This is a genomic window from Vibrio sp. 779(2023), from assembly GCF_033344285.1.
Taxonomy (GTDB): Bacteria; Pseudomonadota; Gammaproteobacteria; order Enterobacterales; family Vibrionaceae; genus Vibrio; species Vibrio alginolyticus.
Window position 1 is genome coordinate 160,852 of sequence record NZ_JAWPOM010000007.1, and the last position, 16,750, is coordinate 177,601.

Annotated in this window: 12 protein-coding genes; 6 read left to right on the plus strand and 6 right to left on the minus strand. The window is 45.3% G+C overall.

Annotated features, from left to right (window positions below):
• Positions 1–14: 14 nt before the first annotated feature.
• Positions 15–1,532, minus strand: coding sequence for a glycerol kinase GlpK (glpK, locus tag R8O70_RS11350; protein WP_005380193.1), 1,518 nt, complete (start codon positions 1,530–1,532; stop codon positions 15–17).
• Between the two features lie 59 nt (positions 1,533–1,591).
• Positions 1,592–2,446, minus strand: coding sequence for an MIP/aquaporin family protein (locus R8O70_RS11355; protein WP_005380195.1), 855 nt, complete (start codon positions 2,444–2,446; stop codon positions 1,592–1,594).
• Between the two features lie 896 nt (positions 2,447–3,342).
• Here R8O70_RS11355 and glpT point away from each other — a divergent pair.
• A complete protein-coding gene (glpT, locus tag R8O70_RS11360) occupies positions 3,343–4,707 on the plus strand; it encodes a glycerol-3-phosphate transporter (RefSeq protein ID WP_005380199.1) in 1,365 nt (454 codons plus the stop codon).
• A 56-nt stretch (positions 4,708–4,763) separates the two neighbouring features.
• Positions 4,764–5,819, plus strand: a complete 1,056-nt coding sequence (glpQ, locus tag R8O70_RS11365; protein WP_025768218.1) for a glycerophosphodiester phosphodiesterase — start codon at positions 4,764–4,766, stop codon at positions 5,817–5,819.
• Positions 5,820–5,889: 70 nt separating this feature from the next.
• On the opposite strand, the gene dapD is transcribed toward glpQ, so the two are convergent.
• Positions 5,890–6,921: a 2,3,4,5-tetrahydropyridine-2,6-dicarboxylate N-succinyltransferase gene (gene dapD, locus R8O70_RS11370; RefSeq protein ID WP_025768219.1), complete on the minus strand. Its 1,032-nt coding sequence runs from the start codon at positions 6,919–6,921 to the stop codon at positions 5,890–5,892.
• A 446-nt stretch (positions 6,922–7,367) separates the two neighbouring features.
• Between dapD and R8O70_RS11375 the strand changes: the two genes are divergently transcribed.
• Together R8O70_RS11375 and R8O70_RS11380 are read left to right on the plus strand one after the other, a co-directional pair.
• On the plus strand, positions 7,368–7,982 hold the full coding sequence (locus R8O70_RS11375) for an AHH domain-containing protein (RefSeq protein ID WP_033905557.1): 615 nt from the start codon (positions 7,368–7,370) through the stop codon (positions 7,980–7,982).
• Entirely contained in the window at positions 7,966–8,568 is a 603-nt protein-coding gene (locus R8O70_RS11380; RefSeq protein WP_064354255.1) for a hypothetical protein, read from the plus strand. Before R8O70_RS11375 ends, R8O70_RS11380 begins: the two co-directional genes overlap by 17 nt.
• 57 nt (positions 8,569–8,625) lie before the next feature.
• On the opposite strand, the gene R8O70_RS11385 is transcribed toward R8O70_RS11380, so the two are convergent.
• Both R8O70_RS11385 and R8O70_RS11390 read right to left on the minus strand, forming a co-directional pair.
• Positions 8,626–8,925, minus strand: a complete 300-nt coding sequence (locus tag R8O70_RS11385; protein WP_054700491.1) for a YebG family protein — start codon at positions 8,923–8,925, stop codon at positions 8,626–8,628.
• Positions 8,926–9,053: 128 nt separating this feature from the next.
• Positions 9,054–9,980 carry a LysR substrate-binding domain-containing protein gene (locus R8O70_RS11390; RefSeq protein ID WP_085569831.1) on the minus strand — a complete coding sequence of 309 codons (927 nt, stop codon included), beginning with the start codon at positions 9,978–9,980 and terminating at the stop codon, positions 9,054–9,056.
• 109 nt (positions 9,981–10,089) lie between these two features.
• Between R8O70_RS11390 and R8O70_RS11395 the strand changes: the two genes are divergently transcribed.
• Positions 10,090–11,064 (plus strand): TDT family transporter, encoded by a 975-nt coding sequence (locus tag R8O70_RS11395; protein ID WP_085569832.1) that lies wholly within the window; start codon positions 10,090–10,092, stop codon positions 11,062–11,064.
• A gap of 75 nt (positions 11,065–11,139) precedes the next feature.
• Here the strand turns inward: R8O70_RS11395 and R8O70_RS11400 are convergent, their stop codons facing one another.
• Positions 11,140–12,963, minus strand: a complete 1,824-nt coding sequence (locus tag R8O70_RS11400) for a DUF3413 domain-containing protein (RefSeq protein ID WP_085569833.1) — start codon at positions 12,961–12,963, stop codon at positions 11,140–11,142.
• A 252-nt stretch (positions 12,964–13,215) separates the two neighbouring features.
• On the opposite strand from R8O70_RS11400, the gene recC reads away from it, so the two are divergent.
• Positions 13,216–16,707 (plus strand): exodeoxyribonuclease V subunit gamma, encoded by a 3,492-nt coding sequence (recC, locus tag R8O70_RS11405; protein ID WP_318184187.1) that lies wholly within the window; start codon positions 13,216–13,218, stop codon positions 16,705–16,707.
• The last annotated feature ends 43 nt before the right edge of the window (positions 16,708–16,750 follow it).

Genomic DNA, 16,750 nt, shown 5'->3' on the forward strand with positions numbered 1-16,750 from the left:
TTATGGAGATGAGATTAATCTTCTTCGTCGTGAAGTTCAGACCAGGTTTGTGCACATTTCACTGCACGTTTCCAGCCCTTGTAACGACGATTGCGTTTTTCTTCATCATCGTGTGGCTCAAAGGTGCGATCAAGTACCGCTTTATTCTGCAACTCATCAATGCTATCCCAGTAACCAACGGCAAGGCCGGCAAGGTAGGCTGCACCAAGAGCGGTAACCTCAGTTACTTGAGGGCGGTGTACTTCTGTGTTCAATACATCGGATTGGAATTGCATGAGGAAGTTGTTCGCTACTGCACCACCATCGACGCGAAGGTTCGCAAGCTTAATGCCTGAGTCAGCTTGCATCGCATCCAGTACGTCACGAGTTTGATAAGCGATGCCTTCTAATGTTGCACGGATGATATGGTTTGAATTCACGCCGCGAGTAAGGCCGACAATCGTGCCACGTGCGTAGGCATCCCAGTATGGTGCGCCTAAACCAGTAAATGCAGGCACGACATAAACGCCGTTTGATGTATCCACTTTTGTCGCGAAGTATTCAGAGTCTTCTGCACCGTTTAGGATTTTTAATTCATCACGTAGCCATTGGATAGAAGCTCCACCCATGAATACGGCACCTTCAAGTGCATAAGCTGGTTCGCCTGCAGGACCACAAGCCAAAGTTGTTAGAAGACCATGTGTCGAAGTGACTTTTTCTTGGCCCGTATTCATTAGCAAGAAACAACCCGTACCGTAAGTGTTTTTCGCTTGACCCGCTTCAACACACATTTGGCCGTAAAGCGCCGCTTGTTGGTCACCTGCGATTCCAGAAATAGGAATACGAGTACCGCCTTTACCACCGATGTTGGTTTTACCGTAAATTTCCGATGAGCGCTTCACTTCTGGCATCATAGATGCTGGGATGCCAAGCTCATCTAACATTTTTTGATCCCAACATAGATCGTTGATGTTAAACAGCATGGTACGTGATGCGTTGGTGTAGTCGGTTACGTGAACGCGACCTTGAGTCATCTTCCAAACTAACCAAGTATCGACAGTACCAAACAACAGCTTGCCTGCTTCTGCGTCTTCTCGTGCGCCTTCAACATTGTCCAGAATCCATTTAACTTTGGTACCGGAGAAGTAAGGGTCAAGCACCAAACCAGTGTTGTCACGTACATAGTTTTCGAGACCGCGTGCTTTTAAATCTTCACAGATATCAGCAGTACGGCGACATTGCCATACTATCGCATTGTAAACGGGTTTACCTGTTTCTTTATTCCAGACGATGGTCGTTTCACGCTGGTTAGTAATACCGATAGCCGCTAATTGGTCGCTACGGATGCCAGACTTAGCTAGAGCTTCTACTAAGGTAGAGCTTTGTGTTGCCCAGATCTCCATTGGATCATGTTCAACCCAACCAGCTTCTGGATAAATCTGAGTAAATTCGCGTTGCGCGACGCTTACGATGTTCGCATCGTGATCAAGAATCACTGCGCGAGAGCTTGTTGTACCTTGGTCTAGGGCAACAATGTATTTTTGCTCAGTCATGGTAAGAATCCTTTTGTTTCGTTATTTATATTTTAGTAAATGTTCGAGTTACGTCAGTTTTAAGCTCTAGCTTCTTCTGTTTCTTCTTCCGTCTCACATTGGTTTGGAATCGTGCAACCGTGACCTTGTTGTGGAAGGTAAGCGGCAATCGCTTTTGGATACAACCAACCACCAAAACACGCACCTGCAATCGGAGCAAGTAAAGGCACGATAAAGTAAGGAATGTCTTTAGCACCTGTCAGAGCGTAATCCCAGCCTGCGAAGTAAGCGAACAGCTTCGGTCCAAAGTCACGAGCAGGGTTCATCGCAAAGCCTGTTAGTGGGCCAAGTGAACCACCGATGACGGCAATCAAAATACCGATCAATAGAGGGTTCATTGCGCCACGTGCCGCGCCGTTATTTTCATCGCCCAGAGCCAGAATCGCAAACATCAGCACAGCAGTGATAACGAATTCCACAGCAAAAGCACCAAAGAAAGAGAGGGAGGCATGCGGATAGGTTGAGAAGATACCAGCAGTTGCTAGTGCATCTTGGCTGCTGCGAACGAAGTTATGAGCGATTTCGTAGTCGGTGAAAAGGTTGCTGTATAAGCTGTATACCAATGCAGCAGAACAGAATGCCCCAAGCATTTGAGCGATAATGTATGGCACCACTTTCGCCTTATCAAAACCATGGAACATAGCAAGTGCGATGGTAACGGCAGGGTTGATGTGTGCACCAGAGACGCCAGCCGTACAGTAAATAGCGATGGCGACACCGAAGCCCCATACAATACTGATTTCCCATTGTCCAAATGATGCTCCTGTTAGAACTAAGGCTGCAACACAGCCTACGCCGAAGAAAATAAGTAGTCCTGTACCGATAAACTCGGCCAAACATTCTCCAAGCAGAGAGGGGTGTTTGTTCGTTGTCATGTTAAAAGTCCTTTGATCATTTTTGCCTGTCTAGCACGATACTATTGTGCATATATAAACGTTTGCGAAAACAAACGAGCGTTAAAAATGAGCGTTTGAGCATAAATTTGTTAATCAAAGTCTTCGTTTTTGTTAAATGGCGCATCTTTTAACCGGAAAAGAACACAACGAAAATAATTTATTTGTCACGAGGCCAGTGTTGAGAGCGCTCAAATTACCGATGTGAAAAAGAATGCACAACTGGTAAGAGGAGTTTTGTGAAGCTGCTACGTGCTTGGAGACTTATTGCACAGAACTTGTGTAGCAATTAACCCTAAAGGAGTAGCGGAATGTCAAATGTATCAAGGGATAGCAGTGATATAAAAAATACGCTGTCATGTTTGGACTTTTAGAAAAAATCGTCATCCCATTGGTACCAATAGGATGAGTTGATAAGAGAATAAACGCTGTTAATGTCTTGTGTTTGTGAATCATTGCTTCGGCTTGTATTCAAATAAAAATTGTTTTTTTTATTTCGTTTGATGCTAAACGTGATCGTTTTTCAGCTTTTTAGTTATTAGTTGGTTCGGAGCGAGTAGGGCAGGCGTAAATCGCCCTTTTTACGGTTAGTTTATGTTCTAATTCGAGCCTTTGTTTCAAAGGTTTCGAATTGGAATGCTCAAGTGAGAGGTTTGAATATCAGTTTCATATTAACGAATCTTGAGTAAAGTTGAACGATGATCTAATTAATGCTCATATAATTTACTGTATTTACTTATATTTAATCCATGTGCAACATTTGTCACAGAAATAAAATCCTAACTCCATACAATTCATGAACTTTCGAACGAAGATTTATTTTGTTTCGTTCGCTCCTTTTGTGTTTTTACCATCGCATACAAAATAATGAGGTTCCTATGTTTGGAATATTCAAACCTAAGGCGCACATTGATCGTCTGTCCCCTGGCAGCATCGATAGCACCTACTCTCGCCTCCGTTGGCAACTCTTTATCGGTATCTTTGTTGGCTACGCCGGTTACTATCTAGTTCGTAAAAACTTCAGTTTGGCGATGCCTTATCTTATCGAGCAAGGCTTTAGCCGCGGAGACTTAGGTGTCGCCTTGGCAGCTGTTTCCATTGCATATGGTCTCTCTAAGTTTCTAATGGGCAGCGTTTCAGACCGCTCCAACCCTCGCTATTTCCTTAGTGGCGGCCTATTGATGTCTGCATTAGTGATGTTTTGCTTTGGCTTTATGCCATGGGCGACTGGTAGCGTCACTGCGATGTTCATTTTGCTTTTCTTGAACGGTTGGTTCCAAGGGATGGGGTGGCCTGCTTGTGGCCGAACCATGGTGCACTGGTGGTCACGTAAAGAGCGTGGTGAGATCGTTTCGGTTTGGAACGTGGCGCACAACGTGGGTGGCGGTTTGATTGGTCCACTATTTATTCTTGGCCTATGGGCATTTAACGATGATTGGCGCACTGCATTTTATGTTCCTGCATTTTTCGCCACGTTGGTTGCTGTGTTTGTTTGGATGACGGTTCGCGATACCCCTCAGTCTTGTGGTCTGCCTCCTATTGAAGAATACAAAGACGATTACCCAGATGACTATGACAAGTCCCATGAACAAGAAATGACAGCGAAGGAAATCTTCTTCAAATACGTCTTCAACAACAAACTTCTTTGGTCGATTGCAATTGCAAACGCATTTGTTTACCTAATTCGTTACGGCGTACTGGACTGGGCACCTGTTTACCTAAAAGAAGCGAAGGATTTCTCGGTAGATAAATCGTCATGGGCTTATTTCTTATACGAATGGGCTGGCATTCCCGGAACACTATTGTGTGGCTGGATCTCTGACAAATTGTTCAAAGGTCGTCGTGCACCTGCTGGTATCTTATTTATGGTGCTAGTGACAGTTGCAGTGATGGTTTATTGGTTTAACCCTGCGGGCAACCCAACAGTAGATATGATGGCGCTTATTGCAATTGGTTTCCTAATCTATGGTCCGGTTATGCTGATCGGTTTGTACGCACTTGAACTCGCTCCGAAGAAAGCCGCAGGTACTGCCGCTGGTCTTACTGGTTTGTTTGGATACCTGGGTGGGGCAGTTGCCGCAAACGCGATTTTGGGCTACACCGTAGACCACTTTGGCTGGGATGGTGGCTTTATCATCTTAGTGGGTTCTTGTATTACTTCTATCGTGTGTTTGATGTACGCCTTCTTAGGTGAGCGTGCGCACCACGAGCAAAAAGAGCGCGAGAAGGAAGCGCTAGCGTAATATTTGTTTAAAGAGGCAGTGGAATACTGCCTCTTCGCTTTATCAAGGAAATAACAATGAAAACAAAGTCAGTATGTCTTACTTTTTTAGCACTTAGCCTCTCTGCTGGTGCGATTGCGAAGCCGCTTGTCATTGCGCACCGTGGCGCATCGGGCTACTTGCCTGAGCACACGCTAGAAGCCAAAGCACTTGCTTACGCAATGAAACCTGACTACATAGAGCAAGATGTGGTAATGACGAAAGATGACCAGTTGGTCGTGTTGCATGACCATTATCTCGATCGCGTAACGGATGTTGCGGAGCGTTTTCCTGATCGTGCACGTAAAGATGGTCGTTATTATGCGATTGATTTCACTCTGGCGGAAATCAAATCCTTGCGAGTAACTGAAGGCTTTAATATCGATGACAAAGGCAACAAAGTAGCGGGCTATCCAACCCGATTCCCTATGTGGAAATCTGATTTCACCGTGCCGACGTTTGCTGAAGAGATTGAGCTGATCCAAGGCTTAAACAAAACGCTGGGTTATGACATCGGTATTTACCCAGAAATTAAAGCGCCTTGGTTCCATCGTCATGAAGGTAAGGACATTTCTAAAGCAGTACTTAAAGTCTTGAAGCAGTACGGTTACGGCTCTCAAGACGACAAAGTCTACCTTCAGTGTTTTGACGCGAATGAACTTCAACGCATCAACAGTGAACTCATGCCTGCAATGGACATGGACTTAAAGCTCGTTCAGCTTATGGCTTACACGGACTGGAACGAAACTATGGTGTACAAAGGCGACAAGGCAACACCATACAGTTATGACTGGATGTTCGAAGCCGACGGAATGAAGAAAGTAGCGAGTTACGCGGAAGGAATTGGACCTTGGAAGCCGATGCTGGTGGATGATAAGTCAACCAAAGACAATATCATCATCAAGCCGTTGATGAAGGCTGCAAAAGACGCTGGCTTGCAAGTGCATCCATACACGTTCCGCGCCGATCCAGGACGCATTCCAGCGTACACTGACAGCTTTGAAGGCATGATGGATGTGTACTACAACCAAGTAAAAGTGGATGGTTTGTTTACTGATTTCCCAGATAAAGCGGTCAGCTTTTTAAATCAGTAATCACGCATTTTTCTTTAAGCTAAAAAATCCCCCAACAGTTTCCTGCTGGGGGATTTTTCTTAACTATTTATTAGTTGTTTTTATGCAGTTCGCTGTTCAGTTCAACCGCGCTCTTGTTAGCAAGACATTCGATTTGACCTGTTACAGAGTTACGACGGAACAGTAGGTCAGAAACTCCAGCAAGATCGCGTGCTTTCACCACTTCGACTTCTTGACCGTCAGAATCTAGCATGCGTACTTTAGAACCAGCAGTTACGTACAGACCTGATTCGATAGTACAACGGTCACCCATTGGGAAACCAAGACCTGCGTTCGCGCCTAGTAGCGAGTTTTCACCGATAGAAACCACAACTTTACCGCCGCCAGATAGCGTACCCATGATAGATGCGCCGCCGCCGATGTCAGAGCCGTTACCAACCACTACGCCAGCAGAGATACGACCTTCAACCATGCTTACGCCTGTTGTACCCGCGTTGAAGTTGATGAAGCCTTCGTGCATTACTGTTGTGCCTTCGCCAACGTGTGCGCCAAGACGTACGCGAGAAGTATCAGCGATACGAACGCCAGTTGGTACCACGTAGTCCACCATTTTAGGGAACTTGTCTACGCAATCTACGCTTAGTGCACGACCCGCTAGGCGAGCTTCGATTTGACGCTCTGCTAGTTCAGGTAGATCGATTGGACCTTCGTTAGTCCATGCGATGTTGTGCAGTAGACCGAAGATGCCGTCTAGTACCGTGCCGTGTGGTTGAACTAGGCGGTTAGAGATAAGTTGAAGCTTTAGGAAGCCTTCAGCAACGCTTTGTGGTTGTTCGTCAGTTGCAAGGATAACCAGTACAAGTGGTTGTGCTGATTCTGCTGCTTTTGCTGCGAAAGATGCGTTTGCCGCATCGCCGTTTGCTTCAAATGCTGCTGCCAGTTCTGCGCTTTGTGCTGCAGAGATCTCGATAGCTTGGTTGCCTTGCTCGTAACCTGCTACTGCTGCTAGTGCGTTAACAAGCGCTTCGCTTGGGTTAAGAACTGGGTTTGGGAAAAACGCTTCGATGATTTTGCCGTCGCGGTTTTTAGTTGCCGTACCAAAGGCTAGAGAGAAGAAAGCCATAGTTGATCTCCATGTGTTGAGTCTTGTGTCTCGTCTGTTCACTGACAAGAAATAATTAAGTTGTCAGTCATCATAAAGAGAGTGTTGGGGAGTTTAAAGAGGGGAAATGGAGAAAGTCCGTAGATGGATACCTTTTGTCTTTTTAGAGATATGTTTGTCTGATGAGAAATGTGGCTACGAGGTGGTCTATTGGGGGAGTTTTGCTGAAACGATAGAAGGCAGTTTCTTGTCTCGGCTCTAGAAAGAAAGGGCGTTTTCCTATTCTGGCGAGTTCTTTCGAGATACAGAGGTATGTTTTTAATTGTTTAGAACAAGGTGTCGTATAAGTTCAAATAAATTTGGCGCAAGCTTGAGGCGGCTCGGTTTTGAGATAAATAATTCTTTATATTCATATTGATTCATATTAAGGTTGATCTACGTTTTTAAGCATTTTCAATGAGATCAGTATGGGTAAAAAAGTCGTTACGGTTACAACGTCTGAGCTGGAAAGAGATTTGTTTAATGTGACTGGTGATAAGTTATTCGCTTCCAAGCAAGCTTCGCAATTTCAAATATTTTATGCAGGTTCAGTGATAGATTCTATTAAGTATAAGAGAGGGGTGATATCCAAAGATGATCTTTTACTTAATCAACATATAAGGTGGGAGCATAATAAGGCCCATAGTTATCGCTTGGCCAAAAACATCCTTAAAAAAACAGGGCAATGTCGTCCTAAGAATGTAGCTGCTCATCATATTGTATCATGGAAAGACATTAGAGCTGCAAAGTCCAGAATGAGGCTATCAGCATTTCGAATCGATATAGATAGTGCGGAAAATGGTGTATTTTTACCAAGATGGAATAAACATGTGCCCCATTCGCAAATGGTTGAAGCTTATTCTCACTCCTGTATCCATACTTCATTTTACTATTTGAACGTTGAACATTTACTTGAAAATACGATTGCTCAGGATGCAGATAGAGAAGATATCGTTGAGGTTTTAGAGGATATTGGAGACGACTTGAAAATGGGCATGTTTCCAATAACCAGAAAAATAAGGGCGAATGAAATTGCAGTTTAAAAAACAAACTTTTACTAAGGTATTTGGTATTCAGCCAGATGTGGATAAATATTTATATCTAGAGCACACGAGCCTATTGGGTTTAGACGACGTGAATAATGAAGTTTTACCAATATTCGATGGAGCTTCAAAAATATCAACTTGGCAACCATTGACACTTGATTGGCTCCGGCATGATGATTCCGATGACTTAATAAAACCAATGATTGCTGCCTGGGGTAGCTGTACGTACGTAGTTCGCCATGATATTGCTAGCTTGTTCAAAGATACGCTCGGAGATTGTTGTGAATTCCTACCTGTAAATGTGGATAACTCCATTTGGTATGCACTTAATGTGACTTCTAAATTGGATGCATTACATACTGAACTGTGCGAGATAAACTACAAGCCAAATGGCAGAGTTCATAGAACTAGACCATATAAGCGTTTTGTTATTGATCGTGCTAAAGTTTCAACCCCGAGGCTCTTCAAATTAAGTGGTTCTCCAATAAGCATCTATACTTCAAATACCGACAATAGCTTTTTAAATCTAGTGACTAAAAACGAGTTTACCGGGGTTAGTTTTTATGAAGTAGAGAGTGTTTAACTTCAGGAATAAAAAAACGCCGCATAATGCGACGTTTTTTCTAAACAAATGAGAGGCTTATGCAGCGTCTTCTTGGTCGCTATCTTCTTCAACAGCTTCAAGCTTCTTTGCTTTTTTTGGTGCAGGTTTACGTTTTGCACCAAGAGCGTAAAGCACTTCTTCTTTGTTTTGCGCAAGGAACATTGCAAGATCTTCTTGCTTACCTTCGTCTTCTAGAAGTTCACTTTTACCCAGCAGTGAGAATAACTCGTCTGCCATATCCAGCATTTTGTCGTATGCGTCAGCTTCCGCTTTAGAGGTAAAAGTCATTTTCTCTTCTCCATTGCGTTCTACCACGTACTTGACGATTACAGCCATGGTTGGTCCCCTAATTTGGTGTATTGATACTGGCTTTTTATACAGTTTTTGACCAATCAAGTCTAGCGACAAGCCTCAGAATGAGAGACACGTACAACTAACTGACTAGCATTTAAACTATCTTGGTTTCACTTTGCGGATTTGTCCGCCAAAGGAAGGTTTGTTGGTCGCTCCCAATCTTGGCAAAATTCGATAAACGTTCTGAGCAATGGGCTTTGATATTTCTCTTTATGAACCAGTAACCAGAAGCGACGTTTCATATCTAAAGGCATGTCGAGCAGTTTTACGCGGCCGTCACGAATAGCAGGTTCTGCAGACAAACGTGACAAGCAACCTAAGCCTAACCCTGCCGATACTGAGTTGATCAGCGCTTCGGTGGTATTGAGCTGAAAAGCTTCATGCCAATGTTCCAAGCGCGGCGCGACAACGCGCATAAAAAATTCGCGTGAACCAGATCCTGCCTCTCGCAATATCCATTCACTGTTTTCTAGCTCGGTTAAGTTTACTGGCCCTTCGTGCGCGGCTGGGGAATCGGGCGCGCAAATCACGCACATTTCATCTTCGCTAAACTGGGTGGACTGCAATTCAGGGTGAAGTGTTTTGCCTTCAATGAGGGCTATGTCTAACTCGTAATCGGTCAGCATGTCGCAGATTTGTGCGGAGTTAGAAATGAACAGGCTTTGAGAACGATGGTTCGTTTGCTGACGAAATTCGCTAAGCAAATAGGGCGCGACTTGGTTGCCAATGGTGTCGCTGGCACCAATGCGAAGTTGGCCCGATAGCGCTTGGTCACCATCGAAAATGCTCTCGATGTCTTTGGCTCGGTTGAGTAACTCATCCGCCAGTGGTAGCAGTTTTTGACCTTCTTGGTTCAAAATCAGTCGGTTATTAACACGATCAAACAAGTGATGGCCGATCTGTTTTTCTAATTCTGAGAGTGCCATGCTCACTGCGGCTTTCGATAAAAAGAGACTATCAGAAGCTGCTGTGAGCGTTTTGTGCTGCGTGATCGTCGTAAACACTTTCAGTTGTTTAAGAGAAATGTGACTTGCCATACCCCACCGTTAAGTAATTCTGAACGTTTGTTTTAAATAATTAGATATATCGGAACGAAGTGCAAGCGTATTATACGTCCCATCAAGAGTGAGTCTGGTTGAGGTCATCATGATTCAAAGAACAAAAGCAAAAGTAATGGGAGCGCCAACTCCAATGGCGGGTTTGGCTCTTGGTATTGCAAGCTTGGGCTGGAGTTGGGAGAACTTCGCCGAATTACATGGCTACGGACAGTGGATTAGTGCGGGTATCGCGAGCGTATTATTGGCTATATTGGCAACCAAGTTTTTGCTACATAATCATCTATTGAGACAAGATCTTGCTCATCCGGTTGTGGGCAGCGTGGTTCCGACATTTGCGATGGGCACTATGGTGGTATCGAACTCTCTCGGCCATTTTTACCCATTAGCTGGCGATGCGCTTTGGCTGATTGCGGTGGTTTTGCACATCGTGTTCTTGGTGAGCTTTGTTTACCATCGCGCCAAAGATTTTGAACTACACCACATGGTGCCAAGCTGGTTCGTACCACCAGTGGGTATTATCGTTGCAGACGTGTCTTTCTCAGGTAACCCAGTGCTTGCACCTATTGCACACGGTGCGTTGATCTTCGGTATGGTGGCTTACGCGGTGATGTTGCCAATGATGATCTACCGTTTCATGTTCACTCATGAAATTCCAGATGCAGCGAAACCAACAATGGCAATCATGGCGGCACCAGCAAGCCTATCGTTGGCTGGGTACTTAACCGTAACGGCAACACCTTCACCAGTGATCATCGCTATGCTATTTGGTATCGCGGTATTGATGACAGCCATCATTTACCTCGCATTCTTTAAATTGCTTAGACTGCCATTTAGCCCAGGCTATGCAGCGTTTACCTTCCCGATGGTGATTGGTGCGACGGCGCTGTTTAAAATGGCGAATTGGATGGAGTTGCAAGGATTGGCTGCGCACTATGTTCAACAAGTACGAGGCTTAGCTGGTCTTGAGTTGATTGTGGCAACATTTGTTGTCTCTTATGTGGCCTTACAATACATCAACAACTTGTTGATTCAGCCACGCTTGATGCACGCTCATCACGCTTAAATAACAGATAGGAAAAAGCCTCTTGGTCTTACAACCAAGAGGCTTTTTTATTTCAATCGGCGTCGATGTTGGACGCTAGCCTTTTTTGTAAAATCGCGACATCTCATCCAGAGAATGACGAATGATATCGACAGGAACTTTCTGTTCTTTCTCGACTTTTAACTGACGATTCAGTTGCTGAGAGTGCCCGCCAGGGTTGACCACAAGCATCAGTTCTTTGCCGACCAATGCATAGTTGTAGTAGCTGCCTGCAATATACCAATCGCGAGAGGCAGAGCTATCAAACAAGTTATGACCAACACTGTATGAACTCGTTGTGCCTTGAACGTCAAACAGCGTATTCATCATGGTTGGCACGACGTCAAAATGGGTCGTGCGGTAATCAACTTGCTCTGGCTGACGATTTGGCATGTACACGTAAAGAGGCACATGTACTTGAACGTCACTGTAGTTACCCGTGTGGCCCCAATAGTTCATCTTATGGTCGTTAAACTCTTCACCATGATCTGATGAAATCACCACAATGGTGTTGTCTAAGTCGACGTTTTTCAGCACATCACCAATCAAGCTATCGATGTAGTACAACGAGTTTTTGTATCGATTATGGTAAAGCGAAGCGTCAAAATCGTTGTTGAGCAAAATGTGGTCAACGCGTTCCCAGTATGGTTTGAATTTCGCAAATTCAGGTTCGGGAAATACTGTGCCGTGGGCGGCATCGTAGAACAGAAAACCAAAGTACGGCTTGTCGCTATCCTGCTTTTGGAACTCGATGAACTTGTCTGTTATCTGCTGATCGCGCTCGACTGCTGTTTCCCCAGTTTGTTTCAGGGTCAAGTCCGACACTTTTTTGAATACCGTGCGAGAAAGTGGCGGGCTGGTGAGCGGTGCCGAGCCAAAAATGCCCATGCGGTAGCCTTCTGCTTGCAGCGTATCCATAAAAACAGGAGAGCGTTGACTTGCGTAAAAGCTTTCCCAGTAGGTCGCTGGCAAGCTGTAAAACAGGCTGAAAATACCCGCTTGAGTTGAGTTGCCGCCGCTCATATGTTGTGTGAAATTCACTGTTTTTTCGGCGAACTTGCTGACATTTGGCATGACTTCCGGCGTCGCATCACTGTAGCGCCACGCATCAACCAAGATAAACAAGACATTGGGCTGTTTCTCTTTGCTTTGCACTTGAATCGGCGCAAGCGGGTAGTTGAGTGAGCTACGTTCAATGTTGGTTAACTCTACGCGGTTCTTCGATGCAATGTTCTCATCCACTAGGTCGTGTTTGTAAATAAATTTACGAGCCGTCAGCGGGTAGTAAAGTGGCCAGTTATTCGAAAACTGACTGACTTCATCGTCGTAAAGTGCGTTTTTGTACGCATGAATCATCTGCGTGCTAAGCAATACAGCAAACCAAACGCTGATCAAAACGAACTTAGCTCGGCTTTGTGCCAGTTTATTACTTACCCAAACGGTACAGGCGAGCCCGATCACCAGAACGGCAACTTCACTGACGAAGATAAGCCAACTCATCCAAGAAATATCGAAGACATCACCGCCACCTTCGAAAAACATACGGATTAATAGAGCGTTGATGTGAAGTTTGTATTGCTGAAAAACGAGGATATCGACTTTAAACATGATCAATAGACAGATCGCGATAGCGATCACGATGCCTTTGAATACTCGAGTCGGTAGAAAAGAGAGCAATAAACTCAACAACATAAATGGAAGAGCGATCAAGCCCAGCCAGCCATATTGAGTCGAAACCAAATAGTAACCTTGCAACAAGGTTAGCGGTTCATTCTGATTGTTAGACAACACAAAAGGATAACAAGCGATCGACAGGTACACTGCAAAGCAAGCAAAAAAAGCAATCAGCCAAGCGCTGTTGGAAGACAGTTTGCGAAACATACTTTTTGTTTGTTTATAAATTATGGGTAGAGGGAGTATAAAACAGTGTTTTTTATTATGGAATAGTTGCGACGAATGTCACATTTTGTATGGAGGTGTCAGACTTGATTGACATGTGAAAATTCAGAAGATTCATACTCTATTTGAGTGATATATAACCTTTTGTTTTTTCCGAACGCGAGATCACTGCGGGTTTAAATGGGGCTGTGCTAAGCTAGCTAACAGTTTCAATCGGCGCTCGGTATTCCCAATTTGTTTACTGTTTATCACTCCAACCAAGTTGACGTTCTTAAATCACTCCTTGTCGAACTGATTCGAATCAGTCCGCTGGAAAACCCGTTCGAAAAAGAACAAATTCTGGTTCAAAGTCCGGGCATGTCCCAGTGGCTAAAAATGGAATTGGCCAAAGAGTTTGGTGTTGCCGCGAACATTGATTTTCCGCTTCCTGCTACCTTCATTTGGGAAATGTTTACGCAGGTGTTGCCAGACGTGCCAAAACGCAGTGCGTTTAACAAAGAAGCGATGACTTGGAAGTTGATGCATCTGCTGCCGGGGCTTCTCAACCAAGACGTGTTTTCGCCGTTAGCGCAGTACCTCAAAGATGACAGTGATCACTCTAAGCTGTATCAACTGGCTGAGAAAATTGCCGATATTTTCGATGGTTACTTGGTGTATCGTCCGGAGTGGATCGCAAGTTGGGAAGCAGGGCAGAGTGTGCCAGAGCTGGAAGATGAGCATCCGTGGCAGCCGATCTTATGGCAAGCGTTGTATGATCACACTGTGTCATTAGGACAGTCTCCATATCACCGTGCCAACCTTTATGAGCACTTTATCGACACGTTAGAGAGTTTTAACGGCAATTTTGACCATTTACCCAAGCGTTTGTTTGTTTTTGGCATTTCTTCGTTGCCGCCTCGCTATATGGATGCGCTAAAAGCAATTGGTGAACACATCGACGTGCATCTGATGTTCACCAACCCGTGTCGTTATTACTGGGGTGAAGTTCGAGATCGCAAATATCTGGCTCGTTTGGCGGCGAAACATCGTCAGCACGTTGTGTGGCAGGACGATCACTCGGAAGTGCAAGGTGAAACTGAGCAACTGAAAGGATCACTGGAAGATAATGTGATCGATGAGCTGCACACCGATGTGGTCGGAAACAGTCTGTTGGCATCCATGGGTAAACTCGGGCGCGACAATATGTATCTGTTGTCTCAGCTGGAATCTCATGAAATTGAAGCCTTTGTTGATGTTGAGCGCGACAGTCTGCTCCATCAATTGCAAGCGGATATTCTCAATCTTGAAGAACATCAAGATGACCAACAGATTGAAAACAGTCATCACAAACAAGTGGTTAGCTTGGGTGATAAATCACTGAGCCTACACGCTTGTCACAGCCCGATGCGTGAAGTGGAAGTGCTGCATGATCAACTGTTGGCGATGTTCGATGCTGACCCAACGTTAAAACCGCGCGATATTATCGTGATGGTCGCGGACATCAACGCTTACAGCCCTGCGATTCAGGCGGTCTTTGGTAACGCGCCGGGTGAGCGTTTTATTCCATATTCGATTTCTGACCGAACCGCCGATCAAGAGAGCCCAATTCTGGCCGCATTTATGCAGTTGGTGAACTTACCCAATACGCGCTGTTTGGCATCAGAACTACTCGAACTTCTGGAAACTCCGGCGATATTAAAGCGTTTTGAACTCAGCGAAGGTGATTTCTTACAAGCTAAACAATGGGTTGAGGAATCGGGAATTCGCTGGGGGTTGGACGCCAATACCGGACGCGAATTTGAACTGCCGGAAACCCGTCAAAACACATGGCAATTTGGTATTCAACGCATGTTGCTTGGCTACGCGATGCCAGAATCCGCAGGCTTGTTTGAAACCGAGCAAGGCAGTTTGTCTCCGTACAACGAAGTGCAAGGCATGGGCGCAGAGCTGGCGGGCAAGTTGGCACACTTTATCCAACAAATTAGCACTTATCGAAGCAAACTTTCTCATGTTCAAACTATCGATGGTTGGCGAGAGACTTTGGTTTCACTGCTGGATGACTTCTTCTCGGTTGAGTTAGAAGGCGAAATGGCGCTCAAATCCATTCGCGATACGCTCAGCCAACTCAAAGAGCAATTAGCTGATGCCGCATTTGATGATGCGTTATCGCCGTCGATCATCAGCCAATACCTTCAAAACAAATTATCTGGCACACGAGTCAGCCAGCGCTTCCTTGCTGGTCAAGTGAACTTTTGTACCCTGATGCCGATGCGCTCTATTCCGTTTAGAACCGTTTGTCTACTGGGGATGAATGACGGCGTGTACCCACGCTCCATGCCACCAGAAGGCTTTGACTTGATGACGGGAAGAACCAAGCCGGGCGACCGTTCGCGCCGAGATGATGACCGTTACCTATTCCTCGAAGCGATGTTGTCTGCACAGCAAACGCTCTACATCAGTTATGTTGGCCGTTCAATCCAAGACAACACCGAGCGAGTGCCTTCGGTTCTGGTTTCTGAGCTGATGGAATACTGTCACCAAAACTATTGTTTAAGTGGTGATGAAGCGTTGCCCGTTGATGAGTCTGGCGACAACTTATTAAATGCGTTGGTGAATACCCACGCCATAGTGCCGTTTAGCCCAAGGGCGTTCCAAGGCATGCACGCCAGCTACGCGAAAGAGTGGATTCCAGCGGCATTGACTCAAAGTAGTCAATCGCAAGGCTATGTTCGTCGTGATTTTAATCGGGCATTAGACGACTATCTGTTAGGAGCGACGTTCCCACTTGAGCTCGACTTAGTCGAGTTGCAACGTTTCTGGCGCTTACCTGTGCAGTATTTTTTCAATCGTCGTTTAAAAGTAATCTTTGAACCGCCGCTACCGGTGATGGAAGACGACGAACCCTTTGTTTTAGGTGGTTTGGAGAGCTATCAAATGCGTGATGAGCTGTTAGAAACCTTGCTTGAAACGACATTGATGCAGCCAGAGAAAAAAACAGAGGTACTTAAACACTTTATGAGTCAACAGCGCGCGCAAGGCAAACTGCCGGTGGGGGCGTTTGGTGATATCGAATTTGAAACTAACCGAGTTCAGGCGGAAGAGCTGGTGGATAAACTGGCGTTTTTATCTGGTGCGCCTCAAGACGATTTGGAAATCGACCTGACGTTTGATTCCTTGTTTGAGCGAAATGAAGGTGAAGAGAAAAACGTTCGCCTAACAGGTTGGCTGACTCAATGCTACCAATCCGGTTTGATTCGCTACCGAAGCGGTAAGATTCGATCGCAGGATTACCTTGCAGCGTGGGTCGATCACCTTGCCATGTCGGCGTCGGGTCATGCTAAGAAAACCCACATCATTGGTTACGATCGTAAAGAAGGCGCACTGCATTTGATCTACCCAGAAATTGCCGATGCGCAGTATGCCAAACAGCTACTGACTGAATTAGTTCGCTTATTTTTCGAAGGCATGACTAAGCCTTTGCCTTATTTCCCGAAAACGGCGTTGGCTTGTGTTGAAGCGGGCTTTAGCCGCGGTCAGTGGGTAGATGACGAAGAGAAATCTTTGAAGAAAATGGCTGACGCATTCAATGATGGCTTCATGAGCCCGGGCGAAGGCAGTAATGCGTACATCTCTCGAATTTGGCCTGCTTGGAATGATGAGTTGGCCTCAGAAGTTCGTTTGCTGACAGCATTAGTACTGCAAGGTGCGCGCTTAGCGGTTCAAGACGCTGATGATGTAAAAGCGTAATAAAGACAGCTGGATAAAGAGAAGGAAGAGTAGGGTGGCCGCC